Source organism: Amycolatopsis sp. NBC_00345 (genome assembly GCF_036116635.1).
GTDB lineage: Bacteria > Actinomycetota > Actinomycetes > Mycobacteriales > Pseudonocardiaceae > Amycolatopsis.
Genome location: NZ_CP107995.1, coordinates 1,509,263 through 1,529,214 on the forward strand (window position 1 = coordinate 1,509,263; position 19,952 = coordinate 1,529,214).

Consider the following 19,952-nt stretch of genomic DNA (forward strand, 5'->3'; position numbering starts at 1 on the left):
ACCTGAGGATGCGCCTGCCGTGGCGGCGAAAGGACAGCCCGGCGCCGGAGCGCCACGGCGTGCGCGCCGAGCCGACCCTGACCGGTCCCGACGAGCGGCCGGCCGGCGAAACCGCCCGGATCGCCTGGGGCGTCGGCGAAACCGTGCTCGGCACGTACCGGATCGAGGAGAAGCTCGGCGCGGGCGGCATGGGCGTCGTGCACCGCGTGCGTCACCTGGGCTGGGGGCTGGACCTCGCGGTGAAGAGCCCGCTGCCGCGGCTGTGGCTGTCCGGCGTCCAGGCGTTCGTCGAGGAGGCCGAGGTGTGGGTCGGCCTCCCGCCGCATCCGCACGTGTGCACCTGCCACTACGTCCGCGTGCTCGGCGGGGTGCCGAGGATCTTCGCCGAGTTCGTCCCGGGCGGCACGGTCGCGGAGGCGCTGGAAGCCGGGCGGCTGCGGGACCTCGCCGACGTCCTCGACGTCGCGATCCAGCTGGCGTGGGGGCTGCGGGCCGCGCACGAGGCCGGGGTCGTGCACCAGGATGTCAAGCCCGGCAACGCTTTGCTCACGGCCGACGGGCTGGTGAAGATCACCGACTTCGGGCTGGCCCGGGCGCAGCAGCGGTCCGAGGGCGCCGACGACGGGGCGGAGCCGGAGTCGATCCTGGTCACGCACCGCGGCCTCACGCCCGCGTACGCGTCGCCGGAGCAGTACCGCGGGCAGCGTGTGGGACGGCCCGGGGACGTCTGGTCGTGGGCGGTGACCGTGCTGGAGCTGTTCACCGGCGACGTGACCTGGTCGCTCGGCGCGTTCGCCGGCACCGCGCTGGACGACTACCTCGCGCGCGGGGCCGCACCGGGCCGGCCGGCCATGCCCGCCGAGGTCGCGGCCCTGCTGCGGGAGTGCTTCACCGCCGACCCGGCCGCGCGCCCGGCCGACCTCGGCGCGCTGGCGGACCGCCTGGTCGCCGCGTACGCCACCCACCTCGGGCCGTACCCGCGGGAGGCCACCAGCCCGATGGCCGTGCGCGCCGACGGGTTCAACAACAAGGCACTGTCCATGCTGGACCTCGGCCGGACGGATCAGGCGAGGCAGTTCTGGGGCCAGGCACTGGAAGCCGACCCGTGGCACCTCGACGCCACGTTCAACAGCAAACTCGGCCAATGGCGCGACGGCGAGCTGACCGACCTCCAGCTGGTCGAGCAGCTGGAGCGATTTCGCTTCTCCCTGCCCGAATCGGACCCTCGCCGGGGCCGTCTGGCGTACGCGCTCGGCCTCGTGCACCTGGAACGCCGTGGCACCGCGGCGGCCAAGGCAGAACTCGCCGAAGCGGTGCGAGCCGCGCCCGGTGACCAGGAGGCCGTGACCGCCCGCGAGACCGCCGCCGACGCCGTGCCCGCTCTCCTGCGGACGCTGGAACTGCCACAGCAGGGCAAGACCTGCCCGCTGGCCATCTCGCCCAACGGCCGGCACGCCGTCTCCGGCGGCGAGGACCGGACCGTCCGATGGTGGGACCTGGCGAACGGCCGGTGCCTGCGGACCCTGACCGGCCACACCGGCCTGGTCTGCGCGGTGGCGCTGTCCGAGGACGGCCGGTATGCGCTTTCCGGTGCCATGGACGGCACGGTGCGCTGGTGGGATCTGGTCGAGGAGCGCGGTTTGCGCACTCTCACCGGCGGCGGTGGCGTGCCGTTCTTCTGCGTCGCCCTGTCCGCCGACGGACGGCAGGCCCTCGCCGGTGACGCGAAAGGCCGTCTGTGGTGGTGGGACTTGGCGACTGGCCGTTGCCTGCGGAAAATGAGCGGGCACGAGGGCGCGATCGACACCGTTGTCGTGCTGCCCGGCGACCGTGCCCTGTCGGCGGGCGAAGACGGCACCGTGCGGTACTGGGACCTGGCCACCGGCGACCGGCTGCGCACGTTCACCGGACATCGCGGCGCTGTCTACGATATCGCCCCGCTGCCTGGCGGCACGCGGTTCCTCTCCGCCGGGCAGGACGGCGCGGTGCGGTACTGGGAGCTGGCCACCGGCCGTTGCCTGCGTGTGCTCAGCTACCCCCACCGGGTGCTCGAGGTGCTCTCGTCGACGATCTTCGCGGTCGCCGCCGCCCCGGACGGGCGCACCGCGATCGTCGGCAACAAGGACGGCGAGCTGACCTGGTGGGACCTGAGCACCGGCCGGTGCCTGTGGACCATGGACGTCGGCGGCACGCTCAACTCGCTGATCGTGGCCGCCGACGGCCGGACCGCGCTGTCCGGCGGTTTCGACCAGACCGTGCGCTGGTGGGACCTCGCGCCCGGCCGCCCGGCGCCGTGGAGTTACAGCCGTCCACGGTCCACAGTGGACTTAGGCGCGCAGGCCGAACGGTTCCACGGCCGGGTCGACGCCGCGCGGGCGCTGCTCGACCGGGGCGACGCGCCTGGCGCGGCGCGGGAGCTGCGTGGCGCGAGGGCTGTCGCCGGGTTCGAGAACGACGCGGAGCTGGGCGAGCTGTGGCGCCGGACCGGCCACAGTGGGCGGCGCACCACCGTCATCGGCAGCCGCCAGACCCGGCGCCTGGAGACGCCCGCCCATCTCGCGAAGGCAGTGGCCGTCACCGCGAACGGCCGGCGCGCGCTGAGCTCGACCGCGGACACCCTCCTGCGCTGGTGGGACCTGACCACCGGCGAGTGCCTGCGCACCCTCGACGGCGACGACGGCTTCGCGTTCGCCGCCGCGGTGACCCCCGACGGCAGGCACGCCGTGTCCGTCGGCAGCGCGATGGTGCACTGGTGGGACCTGACCAGCGGGAAGCGCCGGGCCGCGCTGCCGATCGGCGCCGAGGAGATGACCTTCTCGGTGGCCGTCACGCCCGATGGCCGCAGAGCCGTGTCCGCGGGCACGGGCCGCGTCCTGCGCTGGTGGGACCTGACCGGCGGCCGGTGCGTGCGCACCCTGGCCGGCCACGACGCGCACCTCAACGCCGTGGCCGTCACCGCCGACGGCCGCCGCGCGTTGTCCGGCGGCGCCGACCAGACGATGCGGTACTGGGACCTGGCCACGGGGGAGTGCCTCCGCACGTCCACTCCGGACAGTGGCGGGGTGAGCGCGGTCGCGGTGACCCCGGACGGCCGCCACGCCGTGTCCGGCAGCACCACCGGCGCGGTCTTCGCCTGGGACCTGGCCACCGGCGAGGGCCGGGAGCTGCCGGGGCGGCACACCGCGCAGCTCAACTCGGTCGCGATCACCGCGGACGGCCGCCACGCGCTGTCCGGCGGCGAGGACATGACGCTGCGCTGGTGGGACCTCGCCGAGGGCCGCTGCCTGCACCAGGTGAAGACGACGTACGTCGCTTCGGCGGCGATGACCCCGAGCGGCCACCACGTGGTCTCCGGCATGTCGGACGGCTCGGTGCTGCTCTGGGAGGTCGACTGGGACTACGAGTTCCCCGGCCCGTGATGGCCGGCCGGCAGGACTGCGCCTAAGTTTGCCGTGCCGCCGGTAGGTTGGGCGGCATGACACAAGACGACGTCACGGTGGCCGACCTGCCCAGCAACTGGGGCCGGTGGGGCGGCGACGACGAGCTCGGCACCCTCAACCTGATCACCGACGAGGTCCGCGCGCGGGCCGCCGCCGAGGTCCGCACCGGGCGGTCCGTCGCGCTGGCGCAGGTGATCCAGCCGGTGCCGCTGCTCAGCGGCCCGTTCGCGCAGGGCACGTTCCAGGTGCCGCCGGTCCAGCAGCTGATGTCCTACACCGGCACCACCCGGGCGACCGCGGACCTCATGCTGGTGACCAACCACCACACCAGCTCCACCCACCTGGACGCGTTGTCCCACCAGACTTTCGAGGGACAGGTCTACCCGGGACGGCCGCTGGCGGAGGCGGTGACGCCGGCCGGGGTGCGGCACGGCTCGACGGCGACGTTCGGGGCCGGCATCGTCACGCGGGGCGTGCTGATCGACCTCGCCGCCGACGGCCCGCTGCCCGCCGGCCACGCGGTCACGCCGGACGACTTCGAAGCGGCGGAGGAGCGCGAGGGCGTGCGCCTCGAATCCGGTGACGCCCTGGTCGTGCGCGGCGGCTGGAAGTACCTGTTCGACGGCGTCCCGATGCCGGGCCTGTCGGAGGACGCCGTCCGCTGGATGGACCGCCGCGGAGTGTCGATCTACGCCGGCGACATCGGCGACGCCCACCCGCCGCTGGTGCCGGACGCGCCGTCACCCCTGCACACGGTCGCGCTGGCGCGGCTGGGCCTGCCGCTGATCGACGCGGCCGAGGTGGACGAGCTGGCCGCCGTGTGCGCCGAACTCGGCCGGTACAGCTTCCTGCTCAGCGTCGCCCCGCCCCGCATCCACGGCATGACCGGCATCCCGGTCAACCCGATCGCCATCTTCTGAAGCCCTGGTCACGCCCGGCCGAGCCGGTTGCCGGCCGGACCGGGCGGTCTGATCGCGGCGTACCGGAGCATGTCCACCCGGCGGCCGTTGATCTCCTGATAGCTCCGCAGGAGCCCTTCGCGGTGGTACCCCGCGCGTTCCGCGGTGCGCCGGGAGGCGACGTTCCAGGGCTCGATGTGCAGCTCGACCCGGTGCAGCTCCGGCAGGGACCAGGCGAAGCGGGTCAGCGCGGTGAGCGCCTGACTCGCGACCGCCCGTCCACGGCTGCGAGGCGCGACGGAGTACCCCGCGGTCGCGCGGTCCGCCGCGAGGGGAGCGAGATGCAGGCCCGCCGTCCCGAGCGCCTCGTCGGTTTCCTGGTGCGCCACGCAGAAGGAATAACCGGCGCCGGTGCCGAGACGGCCGGCCTGTCGCTCCATAAAGGACAGCGCGTCTTCGCGGCCGGCGTTGCCGGGCAGCGAGCCGATCGTCGGCAGGTACGGATCGGTCGAGAGGTCCATGAGCATGCCCACGTCGCGCTCCGCGAAAGCCCGGAGCCGCACCTCCCCGAACGACGGGTCCGGGGACGGCATGACCAGCGGCACGGGCCTCACACCACCGGTCTTCCCCGCGCCGGCCCGGTCACTTCCGTGCGGCACCGGCCAGGACCGTCGACTCGCTGGGGGACTCGAAGTGCACCGACACCTCGTTGTCGTCGGCCTGCTCGGGGTGCCAGTCCGCGGTCCAGGCCACTCCGGGCTCGAGGAGGGTGAAGTCGCCGAAGAGCCGGGTGATCTCTTCCCGGTCGCGATAGACGACGGGGCTGGACGAGGCGTCGTAGGCCGTTTTCAGCTGGGTGAGCAGGTCCTTGACGTGCGCGGGAACGCCGTCCTCGGTGCCGTGGGAGATGGCCAGGTACGAGCCGGGGGCGAGCAGGTCGCGGTAGCGCGCGACGAGGCTCGGCCCGAGGTCTCCCTCGGTCCCCGAATCGGGGGACGGCGGCTGCTGGAAGTGGAGGACCGCGATCAGCAGCAACGCGACCGGCTCGTTCACGTCGATGATCCCGGTGTCCTGGATCTGCGCCCACAGCCGGTCGGGATCGCGCATGTCGCCCTGGATCACGGTGTGCCGCTCGGGGTCGCCGTACTCCCGGAGGAGACTGCGCGAATGAGCGACGGCCACCGGCTCGTTGTCGACGTAGGCGACCCGGACCTGGCCCGCCGCGTCCTTTTCGGCCACCTCGTGCGCGTGGCCCATGGTGGGCACGCCGGAGCCGATGTCGATGAACTGCCGGACCCCCTGCTTGATCAGATACCGCACGACGCGGTGCAGGAACATCCGGTTCGCCTGGCAGATGGGCCGGATAATGGGGAACTTGCCGAGGAGCTTGTCGGCGAACTGGCGGTCGATCTCCCAGTTCGTGTGGCCGCCGAGGTAGTAGTCGTACATCCGGGCGGCGCTGGGATGGCTGAGGTCGACGCCCGGCGGGGGAAAGCGGTCCTCGTCAAACCCGGTCACGGCGCGGCTCCTTCTCGGTTCGGTGGTGCGAGCGTTTCAGGGTAGTTGTTCGAATCCGGCGACAGTGGTCGGCATTCGGGTGTCGCTGATCTCCCGTTCGGCGTGCGCGAGCAGTTCCCGGGATTCCTCCGGGCTCAGTGCCGCGCCGCTCAGCGAAGCCCAACGGTCGAGGTAGCAGGTCTGGAAGGTGTCGGCGCTCGACCGCTGGACCCCCTGGGGCGTCTCTCCGTAGGCGAAGTCTTTCGCGCCGTTGCCGAACCGGAAAATAGTCAAGTCAAGCGGCAGGTGGGGCAATTCGCCGAAAGGAACGAACCGGATCGCCACCCCGGGATGGGTGGTGGTCAGGTTCAGCATGTGCTTGACCTGGTCGAGCACGACGAATGGGCTGATCTTCCGGGTTCGGGTAAGTTGCAGCAGCGCGCTTTCGCTGAGCAGGAATTCGTATTCCCGATCCGGGTGGAGCGCGAAGACCCGGGACCGTTGCCCGCGTTCGTAAACCGCGTCGTCGATGTCGCGCCGCCCGGCTTTCTGGAACAGCGTGAGCATGTAGCTTTCGCATTGCAGCTGGCCGCTGATCCGCTCGCCGGTCCAGCTCCGCACCGTGGCCGCCTCGTGCTCGGCGGCGAGGATGTCCCGGAACCACAGGGGAGTGGCGACGAGGCGGCGTCCGGACCAGACGCCGGCCGTGCGCGCCGACGCGTTGAGCCGCCTCATCTCCGCCGCTTCGGCGCCGGTGACCTTCAGCGCCTTGATGAACGTTTCCAGCAGGTCCTCCGGCATGCCGAGACGCGCGTTCTCGAGCTTGCTGATGTTGGCCTGGGTGTACCCCACCTGCCGGCCGAAACCGGCCTGCGTCAGGCCCAGCCGCTTCCGTGCCGCGGAGATCATCGTGCCCAGCTCTCGCTGCTGGGTCTCGACGGAGGGCAGGGTCACCGGGTTGTGCCGTCCAATCAGGGGATCGAGGACTCCCCATGGTAGGGCACGGAGGCACAAGGGTGCAGCATCATCCGGGCGTGGGCCGGGATTCCTCAGCCGGACGTGATCGGCCGCTGGGCCATCAGTGTCGACAACGTGCCACCAAGTCTGACTCCCTGCGACGCGGGGTCAGCAGTCGAACTGCCCGGCGCGAACGGACGTGACAAAAGACGTCCATTCTTCGGGGGTGAAGAGCAGCACCGGTGACTCGCCGAGCTTGGAGTCCCGGAGCGCGACCAGTCCGGGCCGGCCGAGGTTGACCTCGACGCAGTTGCCGGAGTTGTCACCGCAGCGAAATGGCCGCTGCCACGCGGCGTCGTCCAGCGAGATCGCGGCAGTCTTCGGGTCGAAGCTTTCCATGATCGCCCCTCGTCAAGATGATCGCGGGTATTGGATTATTCCGTCCATCCAGAGTCGTGCTGGAATATTCCACGCGCAAGAGGCGAGGCGTGATCTTGGGCTGGTGGGTGCGATATTCACCCATTCGGCCTGGACTGGGTGATTATCTGTAATCGTCGGTGGTCAAAGGCCTGCGGCAGCGCCAAATGGACGCTGCCGCAGGCCTTTGACGGGCGCCGGTGCTTACCCTTTCGCGGCCGGCGACTTCGCGGTCCGCCGCCGGACGACGGCGGTCAGCACGAGCGCCGCGGCCCCGGTGCCGAAGACGCCGGTGCCCGCGGCGACGAAGTGGGCGGCCAGCGCCAGCGCGCCGAGCGCGGCGCACAGGACCTCGCCCACGATGAACGCCGCTCGCAGCGTCCAGCCCCAGTCGCTGAAGATCGCCCCGAGCAGGGCCGGCCACGACGGGGCGGTCGCCTTGCGGTGGCGCGCGTGGCCGCCGGGCGCCCGGGTCCGGCGGACATGCCGGCAGAGCACCAGCGTGTTGGCGTCGACGCTGATCGTGACGCGGATGGGTGGCTCGTCCGCGCCGTCGGTGCTGATCGCGCCGGCTGTGCCGTCGGTGCCGGTCGGCGGGATGAGGTGACGAGACGTGCGTCGCCCGTTTTCCCCTGGCTGGTGCCGGTTGGCGACGTCTACCATGGCCATGTTGCATTCCTGTCTGTGAGTCGGAGAGTGTGTGCAGCGCCGGCGCGGCTCCCTGGACAAGAGGGGGCCGCGCCTTTTTGTCCGAAAAGGACTGTCCGAGCGGGACTGCCAGAGCGGTCGAGAAGCCTGCAGGACCGGCCTTCGTGAGACGTGGTCGCATCCCGCAGCTTCTTTTTCGGCCGTCGTGGGACGTCCGCCGTCGTGGGTTTTCGAGCCTGCCGGTGCCTCCAAGCGGGTGGCCGCCGGTGCTGACCGCGACCGGCGTTCAGGTGGATATGCGCTGCTCGCGGGCATCAGGTTCGAGTTCCAGCCCCCGGTACGCGCATGCCGATGCATGTGCATCTGTCCGTGCAGTGTATCCCCGTGATCGGGTCGGTGGAACTGTGAGGAGGGGCTGCCGCGGCGCTGAAAAGGCCAGTGTGGCGCCGGAAAACGGCCTGCTTGAAGCGCGTCGGCGGGCTTGTTGACCGCCGGTAAAATTGCCTCGCACCAGCACGCGATCGCGCTCGGTGAGCACCGTTGTCGCGCATTGTTTCCCTTTGCCGACACGGGCGGCATTCGAGTGTTTTCGAATATTCCACGGTAGCTGAAGTCGAGGTCAAGCTGGTGTCGAATATTCCGTTCCGCCGGCGTCGGTTCTGACGCGGTGAGCGTCCCCTGGTGTGCGGGCCGTGGTGGTCACCGTCCGTATCACTCGAACGAGTGACGTCGGTTCTGTCATGACTCCAGAATTCGGCTACGCCCCGTGCACTCGCTGCGGGTTTCCGGGCTCCGTGACGGCCGCGATGGGGCTGGTCTGCGCGATCGCCGATTCGGAAGCCCGCGCAGATGGACGTGCATATTCCAATGGCCGTGCTGGTCTGGGGGTGTGCGACGGTGTCGTGATAGACCGTCGGCAATGGATAACGCGGCGGTATCGTGCGGTCGCCCCGCCTGGTAGCGCGGAGTAGTCGCACACGTCACTCGAACCGCTGGGCGCCTCGGAAATGCCGCTCGGCGAGACACTCGCAGTAGGACGTGAGGTGACCGTGAGTCTTCGCCAGGATGGGATCAGGCCGAGCTGGATCAACCGGAGCCGAGAACTCGACGGAGCTGAGATCGAACCGAGCCGGGGGAGGGAGAAACACCGGAGAAATGGGGCGGGGCCCCTTGCGCGAACAGGGGGCCCCGCGGTGTCCGATAACCAGCCCGTGAAGACAAGGAACAGGACCTGGTGACTGTACAGCTGGATAGACCCCGTGAACCAGGGATGAGCGCGCCCCAACGGGTCGATGTGGCCGAATGCTTCGACGTCGAGGACCCGCGCCCGCGCGTCGCGACCCCTGAGGAGATGATCGCCGCGGCGGCGAAGGTGCTGGCCGGCCGGGGCCATGGCCGGCACCGCAAGCCCGGCACGCGCGACAGCCGGCTGTCCCGGGTGGCCAGCTTGTTGTCGGGCTGGGCGGGCGCGCTTCGCGTGTGCCTCCTGCTCGCCGCCGGCGGCTGCGCGGTGGCCGCGGTGGTGACGACGACCAACCCCCGGATCGCCGCTTCCCTCGGCACGTTCGTCGCGTTCGCGAGCGTGGTCGGCGCGTGCGCGCTCTGGCCCCGGCGCACCCGGGTGTCACGGCGGTAACGGCCGCCGCCCGCGCGGATCCCGGTGGTGCCACGGGGTTTCGACCCGGCGACCGCGGTGCGGGCCACCACCCAGGCGGTGCTCGGCCCCGGCGGATGCGGCCTGGCCGACCTGAGACAGCCGTTAAGGACTCCTTGCCTACCTTCAAGGTAGATAAGGAGTCCTTAACGGCTGCCGGGAACATCCGGTCAAGCAGGCACCGCCACCGAGCGGGTGGACGCGAAGGCGAACGCGTCGCGCGCCCGGTCCGGGGGCGCGCGGGAGAAGGACTCGCGTCGTCGGGAAAGCGGCCCGGTCAGCCGGGGACGCGGGACGCGAGTGCGCTGCGATCAGGTGGCGCGCGGAAGACATCCATGACGGGTCAGCTCCATCCTCGTGGACCTCATCGTGACTGCCCGCGGGTGGCGATCTGGCTTCCGGACTTCGTCCGGTCACAGTGGCGGGACCGCGTCGGATTCGCACCGACTTCCCCACTGCCGCAGGCGTTTTCTGGCCCTGTCTATACCGTGGCGCCGGGCCGGGCGCGGCCTTTAAGGGGTGCCGGAGCACGGCAAGAGGCCCGGCCGGAAGGCCTGCCCCGGCGTGAACCGGGAAGCTTCCAGCCGGGCCTCGTGACCGCCCGCTAGCTCAGGCGCGCTACCTCAGGCGCCGCCGGCCGGCCAGGTACAGCGCCAGCCCGGCGATCAGCAGCAGGCCCGCCAGGGAGAGCGGCCAGCCCACGTCCACGCCGGTGTTCGGCAGCCGGTGCGCCGGCTCACCCGGTCCCGTCGCCGGTCCCGGGCCGGTGCCGGGCTCCGGCGCCGGGACGACCGGGACACTGACCGTCGCCTCGCCACCCGGGACCGGCTTGCCGTCGGGGCCGATGCCGGTGGTGGTGGCGACGTTGCGGACCCGGCCCGCCTTCACGTCCGCTTCGGTGACCGTGTGCGGCGCCACGGTGCAGACCATCGCCTGGCCCGGCGCGAGCACGGTGCCCGGGCAGGTCACGGGGCCCGCGGACGGGTCGTCGACCTTGATCTCGCGGACGGTGGCCGCGCCGGTGTTCGTGACGGTGATCGTCCAGGTGATCCGGTCCCCGGCGCCGATCCGCCCGTCACCGTTCACGTCCACCGGGTCGGCGGACTTCTTGATCGCGAGCGCGCCCGCCGCGTTCGCGTGCACCGTCGCGCTCGCGGGCTTCGAGTCGACCGGGGCGCCGCCTTCCGGCGGGGTGCCGGTGGCCACGGCGGTGTTGTCGATCGATCCGGCGTCCACATCGGACTGCGTCACGGTGTAGGTCGCGGTGCAGGTGACGTGCTCGCCGGGCGCCAGCGACGCGGCGCCGTCCGGGCAGACCGGTTTCGGCCCTTCGCCGCTGCCGGTGAAGTGGGTCTCGCGGATCGTCACCGGGCTGAGCGTGACGTTGCCGGTGTTGGTGACCACAAAGGAGTACGTGACCTCCTGGCCAGCGGCGGTGACCGTGCCCGGCGAGGCTGTCTTGGCCAGCGTCAGCGCGGCGTCCGGCGGGGTCGGCACGACCACTGTGGACGGGTCCGAGGTCGGCGGCTCGCCTCCCTCGGGCGGGGTGCCGGTGGCGACGGCCGTGTTCGTCACGCGCCCGGAGTCCACATCGGACTGAGTGAGCGTGTAAGTGGCCGTGCAGACGGCCTGCTCGCCCGGCGCCAGGCTGGCCACCGTGGCGCCGCCGCCCGGGCAGGACAGCGGCGAGAGCTGCCCGGTGCCGGAGAACGCCGTCTCCCGCACGGTCACAGCGGTGAGCGTCTGGTTGCCGGTGTTGGTCACCACGAACGAATAGGTGACCGTCTGCCCCGCGTGGAAGTGCCCGTCGTCGGCCGGATCCGCCGACTTCACCAGCGACAGCCCCGGCTTGCCCGGCACGGTCACCTTCGCCTGCGACGGGCCGGAGGTCACCGGGTCGCCCTGGGGCGGGGTGCCGGTCGCCTCGGCGGTGTTGGTCACCGAGCCGGCGTCCGCGTCGGCCTGGGTCAGGGTGTACGTGGCGGTGCAGGTGACGGACTGGCCGGGGGCCAGCGTGTCCGACGGGCACTCGATGACCGACATCGTCCCGGTGCCGGTGAACGCGGTTTCGCGCACGGCCACGGACGTCAGCGTGCGGTTGCCGCTGTTGGTCACGACGAACCGGTAGGCGACGGTGTGCCCGGCACCGTCCACAGTGGCCGGATCGACCGACTTGGCCAGGGTCAGCGCGGCCCCGCCGCTCGCCGTGACCACGGCGGTCGCGGGCGGGGTGGTCGCGGGCGGCAGGCCCGCGGGCGGGGTGCCGGCCGCGGTCGCGCTGTTGGTGATCCGGCCGGCGTCGAGGTCGGCCTGGGTCGCGGTGTAGTCCGCGGTGCAGGTGACGGACTGGCCGGGCGCCAGCACCGGCACGACGGCGCCGCCCACCGGGCAGGAGACCGCCGACAGCGTCCCGCTGCCGCTGAAGTCCCCTTCGGTGACGGTGACGTCGGTCAGCGTCACGTTCCCGGCGTTGGTCACCACGAACGAATAGCGCACCGGCTCGCCCGCGGCGGCGACCGTGGCCGGGTCGGCCGACTTCGCCAGCGTGAGCGCCGCGGTACGGCTGGCGGTCACCTTCGCCGACGAGGGCGCCGAGGTGGTCGGCTCGGTCGCGCGCGGCGCCGTGCCGTGCGCGACGGCGGTGTTCTCGATCGAGCCCGCGTCGATGTCCGCCTGCGTGACGCGGTAGATCGCGAGGCAGGTCTGGGACGCCCCGGGCGCGAGCACCGTGTTCGGGCAGTTGATCTCGGGGGCGGGACCGGAGCCGGTGAACCGGGTCTCGTCGACCCCGACCCCGCGCAGCGTCACGTCACCGGTGTTGGTCACCTTGAACGTGTAGGTCACGGACTGGCCCGCGCGCTCGACCGTCGTCGGCTCGGCGGTCTTCTCCAGCGCGATCGACGGGTGCGCGGGCGTCGGGATGGACACGCTGGAGGGGTTCGAGGTGGTCGGTTCTTCGGAGCCGGGCTGCTTGCCGTGCGCGGTGGCGGTGTTGTCCAGCCGGCCCGAGTCCACGTCGTCCTGCGTCAGCACGTACGTGGCGGTGCACGTGGTGCTGGCGCCGGGGGCGAGGGTGGCGACCGGGCAGACCGGCGTGGTCATGACCCCGCTGCCGGAGAACGCGGTCTCGTCGACCCCGATCTCGTTCAGCGGCACGTTGCCGGTGTTGGTCACGAGGAACGAGTAGGTGATCTGCCGTCCGACGGTGTAGGCCTCCGGATCGTCCGGGGAAGCGGACTTCTTCAGCGTCAGCGCCGGTTTCGGCGTCTCGGTGGGGGTGCGGGTGGACGACGGGTTCGAGGTCACCCTGGTGGTCACGCCCGGCGGCAGCCCGGACGCGGTCGCGGTGTTGACCGCGGCGCCGTTCGCCTCGTCCGCCGGGGTGATCACGTACGGCACCTGGGCGGTGCAGGTCTGCGACTCACCCGGGGCGAGCGTCGGCCGGGGGCAGGTGACCGCGCCGGCCTTGGCGTCGGTCACGGTGATGTCGTTCAACGCCAGCGCACCGGTGTTGGTGACGGTGAAGGTGTACCCGATCGTGTCGCCCGCGTCGGTGATCCCGTTGCCGTTCACGTCCACCGGCGCGGCCGCGTGTTTCACCAGCTGCAGCGTCGCCGCCTTCGCGGTGTTGGTGACCGTGCAGGAGACGAAGTCGCCGATGTCGACGTGCACCTGGGCCGAGCCGCCCGCGTCACCGGTGGGCAGTTTGCCGTCCGCGGCGCCGTTGCGGGTGCAGGACCACGATCTGTCGTAATTGGACTCCAGCCCCGAGGTGGCCTTCTCGTTCATGGTGAACTCGGCGCCGCGGGCCCCGGCCAGCACGGTGACCTCGCCGGTGGTCGCCGAGGCGCCGCCCTTGGTGTCGGCCGAGCCGAGCACGGTCCCGCCCGAAGCCGCGACCGAGACGCCGAACGAGTCGCCGGCGAAGCCCCGCACGACCTTTTTGGACAGCTGGAGGCTCGAGACCAGCACGCCGAACCCGACCGCCTGCCGCCCGCCGCCCACCATGCGCTGGGTGAACGAGGTCGGGTCGTCCGCGGAGAGGATCGCGGTGCCCGTCTTGTTGGAGCTCGTGCGGCCGACACAGCGGACGGTCGTGGTGCCGACGCCGGTGTACCCGCCGCCGCACGCGTTGCCGATGCCCGGCCCGGAGCTGTCCGCGGTCAGGGACTCGAGCACCGACGACGAGGTCCACTCGATCGACTCGCTCGGGTCCGTCGACTCGGCGTCCGCGCCCACCAGGCCGTAACCCTTGACCACGGCGCCGCTCGCGTCGGTGGCGACGATGTCGGTCAGCGCGGCGACGGTGGTCGTGCTGTTGGCGGTCTGGTACAGCGCCGGCTTGCCCGGCACCCCGGTGTAATGCCCGGAGTTGCCCAGGTAGGCGGCGGAATACGTGGGCAGCGAGTTCGGCGCGACCGGGCCGCCGGACACCTTGAGGGTGACGGCGAGCTGGTAACCGCCGGGCAGCGCGAACGTCAGCCGCTGGCCGGCCGCGGACGTGGCCTCCGACTCGCTGTAGCCGGACATGTCGAACCAGCACAGCGTCCGCGCGTAGGTGCCGGTGCCCGCAGTGGCGAACCCGCAGCTCTGCGTCCCGGCCGCCGCCGCGGGGGACCCCGAGCCGGGCACGACCACACCGAGCGTCAGCAGCACCATGGCCAGCAGCCCGAGCACTATCCGCCGGGACTTTCCGGCACCGAACATCACACCACTCATCGACCGCGGCCCTCTCGACTCGGCTAAGGCTCCACGGTCATCGTGCGCGAACGTGGCCGTTCCGGCATCCGAAGAGGTGATCAATCAGTCCATAGTGGCCGGTCATGGCCGGAAGTCCGCGCGCACCGCGCGGTGGTCGCTGCCGTTCGCCGGGAGCACCGCGTCGCCGGTCGGGGTGAGCCCGCGGGCCAGCACGTGGTCGGGGCGGGTGAGCGGGAACGCGGCGGGCCAGGTGAACCCGAACCCGGTCTTGACCTCGGGAATCGCGGCAGTCAGGGCGGCGAAGCGGCGGTCGGTCGAGGCGGTGTTGAGGTCGCCGAGCACCAGCACCCGCGGTGACCGGTCGGCCTGGAGCAGCCCGGTCAGCTCGCCCAGGGCCCGGTCCCGGGCACCGGTCTCGCCGAGCCGGATGGAGGCGAGGTGCGCGACGTAGACCGTCACCGGCCCGGACGGCAGCCGGACCTGCGCCCGCAGCGCCCTCGCCCAGCCCTGCGCCAGGTCCAGCCGTTCCACCGCGGTGACCGGGTAGCGGCTCCACAGCCCGACTGTGCCGGCGAAGGCCTGGTACGGATGTCCAGGGCGGAGCGCCGCGTCGATCGCGGGGCCGGTGCGCCCGGTCCGTTCCTGGATCGCGACGAGGTCGGCGTCCGTGGCGGCCAGCGCCGTGGCCGCCGACCCGGCCTCGGTGTTGCCCGCGCCCACGTTCTGCGTCACCACCCGGAGCCCGCCGGGACCGGCAGCGCCGGCCGGGAGCATCGGCGGCACGAACAGCGCCGCCCACACGAGCACGGGCACCAGCAGGGCGACCTGCGCGGCCCGTGAACGCAGGGCTAGGGCCAGCCCGCCGAGCGGGAGCACCGCGAGGCCGAGCCAGGGCAGGAAACTGTCCAGGAGGGTGCCCGCGCCCGCGACGTCGGGCACCAGGCGGTGGCCGAGCAGCAGCGCCGCGAGGGCCACCGCGAGCGCCGGGGGCAGCAGGGTGCGCAGGTGTCGCCGGAAGACCATGCGACCACAGTGGACTCGTTCGATGAGAGGTTTCTGAAACCGCCTCGGCTAGGCTCGGCCGGGTCATGAACGAACGCCCCGCCGCCCCGCTGGTCCTCGTCGCCGACGACGAGCCCGCCGTGCGGGCGGCCGTCGCCGACGCCCTCGAAGTGCACTCCTACCGGGTGATCACGGCCGAGGACGGGCCCGCCGCCCTGCGCGCGGTGGCCGACCACGAGCCGGACCTGGTCGTGCTCGACGTGCTGATGCCCGGGCTCGACGGCCTCGGGGTGTGCCGGGCGCTGCGGGCCGCGGGCCGCCGGGTGCCGATCCTGGTGCTGACCGCCCGTGCCGCGGCGGAGGACCGGGTCAGCGGCCTGGACGCGGGCGCCGATGACTACGTCGTGAAGCCGTACCACCTGGGGGAGTTGCTGGCCCGCGTGCGCGCCCTGCTCCGGCGCGGTGCAGCCGAACCCGGGACCGGGCCGGCCGAGGCGCCGCCGCGGGTCGCGGACCTGGTGCTGGACCCGGCGTCACGGCAGGGGCACCGCGGCGAGCGGACCATCCAGTTCACCGAGACCGAGTTCGCGCTGCTCGACCTGCTGCTGCGCAACCGCGGGCAGGTGCTGACCCGCGAGGTGATCACCGAACGCGTGTGGGGCTACGACTTCGGCCCGGCCAGTAACCCGGTCGAGGTCTACATCCGTTACCTGCGACGGAAACTCGAGGCCGAGGGCGAGCCGCGGCTGGTCCACACCGTCCGCGGCGTCGGCTACCAGCTGAGGGAACCGTGAAGCGGGCGCTCCCGCTGCGCACCCGGCTGGCCGTGCTGGCCGCGTTGTCGGTCGCGGTCGCCGTGGCCGCGATGGCGTTCGCCGCGTACTTCTTCTTCGACCGCGAGCTCGGCCGCCAGCTCGACCTCAGCCTGACCCGGGAGGCGAACCGGATCCAGCTGCAGATCAAGCAGGGTGACTGGGACCGGCCGAGAGAGCTCAGCTGCGAGTGGCTGGCGGCGCCGGCCTGCGGGCAGCTCGTCACGCCCGCGCCGGCCGCCCCCACGCTGTTCCCGGTCGCGCCCGAGGCCCGCGAGGTCGCCGCGGGCACCCGGGCGGAGTTCACCGGCGACGTGCTCGTCGACGGCCTGGCCCTGCGGGTGCTGACCGTGCCGGTGCGCCCCGGCGAGGCCCTGCAGGTGGCCGTCCGCTCGGACCAGGTGACGCAGAGCCTCGACCGGATCCGGCGGGTGCTGCTGCTCGCCGGCGTCGGCGGGGTGGTGCTGGCCTGCGGCTTCGGCTACCTGGTGGCCCGCGCCGGGCTGCGCCCGCTGGCCCGGATCACCGCCGCCAGCCGGCACATCGCCGAGACGCGCGACCCGGCCCACCGGATCCCCGTGCGCGGCCGGGACGAGCTGGCCGAGCTGACCCGGCACTTCAACACCATGCTCGCCGCGCTGGAGGACTCCCTCGCGGCCCAGCGGCAGCTCGTCGCCGACGCCTCGCACGAGCTGCGGACGCCGCTGACGGCGTTGCGCTCGGACATCGACCTGCTCGCCCTCGACGGCCGCCTCGGCGACGACCGGCGACGGCAGGTGCTGCGCCGGATCGGCGACCAGTTCGAGGAGCTGACCCAGCTGGTCAACGACCTGATCGAGCTGGCCCGCGGCGACGAACCGCCGCCGGAGGCCGACGACGTGGCCCTCGACCGGGTCGTGGGGGAGCGCGTCGAGCTGGCCCGGCGGCACTGGCCGGGGGTCACCTTCACCGCGCGGCTGGCGCCGGTCCTCGTCACCGGCAGCGCGGAGCGGCTCGCCCGCGCGGTGGCGAACCTGCTGGACAACGCGGCGAAGTTCGCCCCGGCGGGCAGCACGGTGACCGTGGACCTCGCCGACGGCCGGCTGAGCGTGCGCGACGAAGGCCCCGGGATCGCCGAGGCCGACCGGCCGCGGGTGTTCGACCGTTTCTACCGTTCGCCCACGGCGCGGGACGTGCCCGGCTCCGGCCTCGGGCTGGCGATCGTCGCCCAGGTGGTGCGGGCGCACCAGGGCCGGATCGAGGTCGGGTCGCCGCCGGGCGGGGGAACCGAGTTCACCGTGTGGTTCCCGCCGGCCGGCTGATCTCATTTGCCGCTCATCTCCGCCGTCCACGGTGGGCACCCATGAGCGAACGAACGAAAACGGCCGTCCTGCGCGCCATCGCGGTGACGGTGGTGGCCGGCTCGGTCCTGGCGGGCGCGCCCGCGGCCCTGGCGGGGACCGGGGTGAGCCTCGACCACGGCGCGCTGGCGATCCCGGTCTCGGGCGGCGTCGCGCTGCTGGACCCCGCCACTCTGCGGGTCGACGCCCGGACCGCCGCCGGGAAACTGGTGCTCTCCGAAGGGGCTCAGGAACCGTTGGGGGCGCCCGGTCCCCTGTCTATCCACAATGGAACGTATACCTGGTCCTACCCGAGCCGGGGGCTGACCGCGTCGGCCTCGGCGCGCGACGGCCGGCTCGTCGTGGACCTGCGCGCGAGCGCGGACGGTGATCTGAACTGGCCCGTCACCGGCACGGACCGGGCCGCGAGCGCCGTGCAGTTCCCACGCGGGGAAGGGCTTTCCGTGCCGGTCGCCGACCCGTGGTGGAACGGTCAGCTCGGCGGCACCGACCCGGTGCGCCTGCAGGACCTCACCATGCCGTTCTGGGGCTACACCCTCGGATCCGTCGGCGCCGGGTACGTCGTGCCGACCGACCTCGGCACGAGCCTGCGCTTCGTCTCCAGCGCGGGCCGTCTGCACACCTCCACCGCTCACCACTTCGCCGCCGCCGACGGCACGGACGGCTACACCGTGGCGTTCAGCGTCACGGACGGTTCCCCGGTAGCACCCGCGCTGGACTACCGGCGCTGGCTGGCGAACCACGGGCAACTCGGCAACCTCGAGCAGAAGATCCGGGCGAATCCGGCCGTGGGCAAGCTGATCGGCGCGTTCCACGCTTACCTCTGGGGTGACGGCCGCACCACCGAGGCCGTGCGGCAGATGCGGCAGCTCGGCCTCGGCCGGATGTGGCTGGGCTACGACTCCGACGACAGCCCGATGCCCGCCGACGCCGTCCGCGCCGCCGAGGACGCGGGTTACCTGGTAGGCCCCTACGACAGCTGGGACAACGCGCAGGACCCGGCGACCGCCGACACCCCGGCCGCGCGCTGGCCGTCGCCAGTCTGGCCGCAGGCGTGTGTCGAAGACGCGCAGGGCAAGCCGGAAACCGGGTTCCAGGGCCGTGGCTGTTACGTCAGCTCGCAGGCCCTCGCCGACGCCGAACCCACGCACCACTACCTCGCCGACCGCGTCGCCGCGACGGCCGCGAGCGGGGCGGACAGCTACTTCCTCGACGTCGACGCCACCGGCGAGCTGTTCCGCGACCACAGCGCCGCCCACCCGATGACCGAGGCGCAGGACCGGGCGAACCGCTTGTCCCGTATGGCGAAGCTGAGCGGTGAGTTCGTGCTGGGCTCGGAAAGCGCCGGGGCCTGGGCGAACCAGGTGCTCGCGTTCAGCCACGGCTCCAGCACCCCGGTCGCGGACGGGCTGTGGGCGGCGGAGCGGGACAAGGACGCCTGGGGCACCTACTGGCCGCCCGCGCGGCCCGGCTTCTTCTTCAAGCCGGCCACGATCTCCGCGGACCTCGCCAAGGCGATGTTCGACCCGCGCTACCGCGTCCCCCTGTACGAAACGGTGCTGCACGATTCGGTGATCAGCCTCGACCGCTGGGAGCTGCCGCTGGACAAGCTGCCCGGGCAGCGCGCCACCCGGATCCAGCTCGCCATGCTCTACAACACCCCGCTCAACCTCGCCCTGGACCGGAAGGCGCTGACCGAGGAGGGTCCGGAACTGGCTTCGCTGCAACGTTTCTTCGCCGGGCTCCAGTCCGCGGCGGGCACGAAGGCGATGACCGGGTTCCGCACGTTGTCCGGCGACGGGCGCGTCCAGCAGACCACCTTCGGCGACCACGCACTGGTCGTCACGGCGAACTTCGGCAGCACCGCTTACCAGGGCCTGCCCGGCGGCTGCGTGTCGGCCGAGCGGCCCGGCCGGCCGGCGGAAAGGCTGTGCCCGAAGGCCGTCTGACGGTGCCCTGAAGGCCACCTTCAGGGCATATACGACCCTGAAGGTGGCCTTCAGGGTCGCAGTGCGCGGGTGGGCGGCAGTTCAGCGGCGGTGTGGCTGTCGTTGCGGGGCCTGGGGCGCTTCGAGCTGGGCGAGCCAGGTCGCGAGCACCTGTTCCAGCTGTGTGGCGTCGGCCGGGGCGAGGTCGCCGAGGAGGCGGCGTTCGTTGTGCATGTGGGCGGTGAACGCGGTGTCGATCAGCTCGCGGCCGGCCGGGGTCAGCGCGACCACCCGGCCGCGCCCGTCGGCCGCGCTGGGGCGGCGGGTGACCAGGCCGGCGCGTTCGAGCCGGTCGATCCGCTTGGTCATGGCGCCCGTGGTGACCATCGTGAACGCGGCCAGCTCGCCGGGCGCGCGTTCGAACGGGTCCCCGGCGCGGCGGAGCGCGGCCAGCACGTCGAACTCGCCCTCGCTCAGCCCGTAGCGGCTGTACACGACGCAGAGCTGGTCGGTGAGCAGCGCGGCGACCCGGTGCAGCCGGCCGATCACCCCCTGCGGGCTGACGTCGAGGTCGGGGCGTTCGCGCGCCCATTCGGCCTGGATGCGAGCGACGTGGTCCAGCGGTTCGGTCACCCGCGCCACGATACCTTCCTGGGA

14 protein-coding genes and 1 riboswitch are annotated in these 19,952 nt (G+C 72.4%); of the genes, 6 read left to right on the top strand and 8 right to left on the bottom strand.

Annotated elements, in window-relative coordinates:
- The first annotated feature begins 8 nt into the window (after positions 1-8).
- Both OG943_RS06870 and OG943_RS06875 read left to right on the top strand, forming a co-directional pair.
- A complete protein-coding gene (locus OG943_RS06870; RefSeq protein ID WP_328608838.1) occupies positions 9-3,419 on the top strand; it encodes a serine/threonine-protein kinase in 3,411 nt (1,136 codons plus the stop codon).
- A 56-nt stretch (positions 3,420-3,475) separates the two neighbouring features.
- Positions 3,476-4,360, top strand: coding sequence for a cyclase family protein (locus tag OG943_RS06875; RefSeq protein WP_328608839.1), 885 nt, complete (start codon positions 3,476-3,478; stop codon positions 4,358-4,360).
- An 8-nt stretch (positions 4,361-4,368) separates the two neighbouring features.
- Here the strand turns inward: OG943_RS06875 and OG943_RS06880 are convergent, their stop codons facing one another.
- From OG943_RS06880 to OG943_RS06900, 5 genes are all read right to left on the bottom strand, one after another.
- Positions 4,369-4,944 (bottom strand): GNAT family N-acetyltransferase, encoded by a 576-nt coding sequence (locus OG943_RS06880; RefSeq protein ID WP_328608840.1) that lies wholly within the window; start codon positions 4,942-4,944, stop codon positions 4,369-4,371.
- Positions 4,945-4,981: 37 nt separating this feature from the next.
- Positions 4,982-5,857, bottom strand: a complete 876-nt coding sequence (locus OG943_RS06885) for an SAM-dependent methyltransferase (RefSeq protein ID WP_328608841.1) — start codon at positions 5,855-5,857, stop codon at positions 4,982-4,984.
- 36 nt (positions 5,858-5,893) lie between these two features.
- On the bottom strand, positions 5,894-6,745 hold the full coding sequence (locus OG943_RS06890; RefSeq protein WP_328608842.1) for a helix-turn-helix domain-containing protein: 852 nt from the start codon (positions 6,743-6,745) through the stop codon (positions 5,894-5,896).
- Between the two features lie 216 nt (positions 6,746-6,961).
- Positions 6,962-7,192 carry a DUF397 domain-containing protein gene (locus OG943_RS06895; protein ID WP_328608843.1) on the bottom strand — a complete coding sequence of 77 codons (231 nt, stop codon included), beginning with the start codon at positions 7,190-7,192 and terminating at the stop codon, positions 6,962-6,964.
- 222 nt (positions 7,193-7,414) lie between these two features.
- Positions 7,415-7,879: a hypothetical protein gene (locus OG943_RS06900; protein WP_328608844.1), complete on the bottom strand. Its 465-nt coding sequence runs from the start codon at positions 7,877-7,879 to the stop codon at positions 7,415-7,417.
- 1,249 nt (positions 7,880-9,128) lie between these two features.
- Between OG943_RS06900 and OG943_RS06905 the strand changes: the two genes are divergently transcribed.
- On the top strand, positions 9,129-9,494 hold the full coding sequence (locus OG943_RS06905) for a hypothetical protein (RefSeq protein ID WP_328608845.1): 366 nt from the start codon (positions 9,129-9,131) through the stop codon (positions 9,492-9,494).
- A gap of 411 nt (positions 9,495-9,905) precedes the next feature.
- A riboswitch (cobalamin riboswitch) is annotated at positions 9,906-9,965 on the bottom strand.
- A 165-nt stretch (positions 9,966-10,130) separates the two neighbouring features.
- Here the strand turns inward: OG943_RS06905 and OG943_RS06910 are convergent.
- Both OG943_RS06910 and OG943_RS06915 read right to left on the bottom strand, forming a co-directional pair.
- Entirely contained in the window at positions 10,131-14,219 is a 4,089-nt protein-coding gene (locus tag OG943_RS06910) for a DUF7507 domain-containing protein (RefSeq protein ID WP_328608846.1), read from the bottom strand.
- 114 nt (positions 14,220-14,333) lie between these two features.
- Positions 14,334-15,236 (bottom strand): endonuclease/exonuclease/phosphatase family protein, encoded by a 903-nt coding sequence (locus OG943_RS06915; RefSeq protein ID WP_328608847.1) that lies wholly within the window; start codon positions 15,234-15,236, stop codon positions 14,334-14,336.
- A 65-nt stretch (positions 15,237-15,301) separates the two neighbouring features.
- Between OG943_RS06915 and OG943_RS06920 the strand changes: the two genes are divergently transcribed.
- The 3 genes from OG943_RS06920 to OG943_RS06930 are packed head-to-tail and all read left to right on the top strand — an operon-like array spanning position 15,302 to position 19,316.
- Complete coding sequence (locus tag OG943_RS06920) at positions 15,302-16,009, top strand: response regulator transcription factor (RefSeq protein WP_328608848.1); 708 nt, start codon at positions 15,302-15,304, stop codon at positions 16,007-16,009.
- Positions 16,006-17,328: a HAMP domain-containing sensor histidine kinase gene (locus OG943_RS06925; protein WP_328608849.1), complete on the top strand. Its 1,323-nt coding sequence runs from the start codon at positions 16,006-16,008 to the stop codon at positions 17,326-17,328. Before OG943_RS06920 ends, OG943_RS06925 begins: the two co-directional genes overlap by 4 nt.
- Positions 17,329-17,369: 41 nt before the next feature.
- On the top strand, positions 17,370-19,316 hold the full coding sequence (locus OG943_RS06930) for a glycoside hydrolase (protein WP_328608850.1): 1,947 nt from the start codon (positions 17,370-17,372) through the stop codon (positions 19,314-19,316).
- A gap of 81 nt (positions 19,317-19,397) precedes the next feature.
- Here the strand turns inward: OG943_RS06930 and OG943_RS06935 are convergent, their stop codons facing one another.
- Positions 19,398-19,928: a MarR family winged helix-turn-helix transcriptional regulator gene (locus OG943_RS06935; protein WP_328608851.1), complete on the bottom strand. Its 531-nt coding sequence runs from the start codon at positions 19,926-19,928 to the stop codon at positions 19,398-19,400.
- Positions 19,929-19,952: the final 24 nt, after the last annotated feature.

What these genes read in the sequence shown, in the direction of transcription:
- OG943_RS06870 (WP_328608838.1), top strand. Translation starts at nt 9, where the DNA reads ATGCGCCTGCCGTGGCGGCGAAAGGACAGCCCGGCGCCGGAGCGCCAC.
- OG943_RS06910 (WP_328608846.1), bottom strand. Translation starts at nt 14,219, where the DNA reads ATGTTCGGTGCCGGAAAGTCCCGGCGGATAGTGCTCGGGCTGCTGGCC.
- OG943_RS06890 (WP_328608842.1), bottom strand. Translation starts at nt 6,745, where the DNA reads ATGATCTCCGCGGCACGGAAGCGGCTGGGCCTGACGCAGGCCGGTTTC.
- OG943_RS06875 (WP_328608839.1), top strand. Translation starts at nt 3,476, where the DNA reads ATGACACAAGACGACGTCACGGTGGCCGACCTGCCCAGCAACTGGGGC.
- OG943_RS06915 (WP_328608847.1), bottom strand. Translation starts at nt 15,236, where the DNA reads ATGGTCTTCCGGCGACACCTGCGCACCCTGCTGCCCCCGGCGCTCGCG.
- OG943_RS06920 (WP_328608848.1), top strand. Translation starts at nt 15,302, where the DNA reads ATGAACGAACGCCCCGCCGCCCCGCTGGTCCTCGTCGCCGACGACGAG.
- OG943_RS06895 (WP_328608843.1), bottom strand. Translation starts at nt 7,192, where the DNA reads ATGGAAAGCTTCGACCCGAAGACTGCCGCGATCTCGCTGGACGACGCC.
- OG943_RS06930 (WP_328608850.1), top strand. Translation starts at nt 17,370, where the DNA reads ATGAGCGAACGAACGAAAACGGCCGTCCTGCGCGCCATCGCGGTGACG.
- OG943_RS06900 (WP_328608844.1), bottom strand. Translation starts at nt 7,879, where the DNA reads ATGGCCATGGTAGACGTCGCCAACCGGCACCAGCCAGGGGAAAACGGG.
- OG943_RS06905 (WP_328608845.1), top strand. Translation starts at nt 9,129, where the DNA reads ATGAGCGCGCCCCAACGGGTCGATGTGGCCGAATGCTTCGACGTCGAG.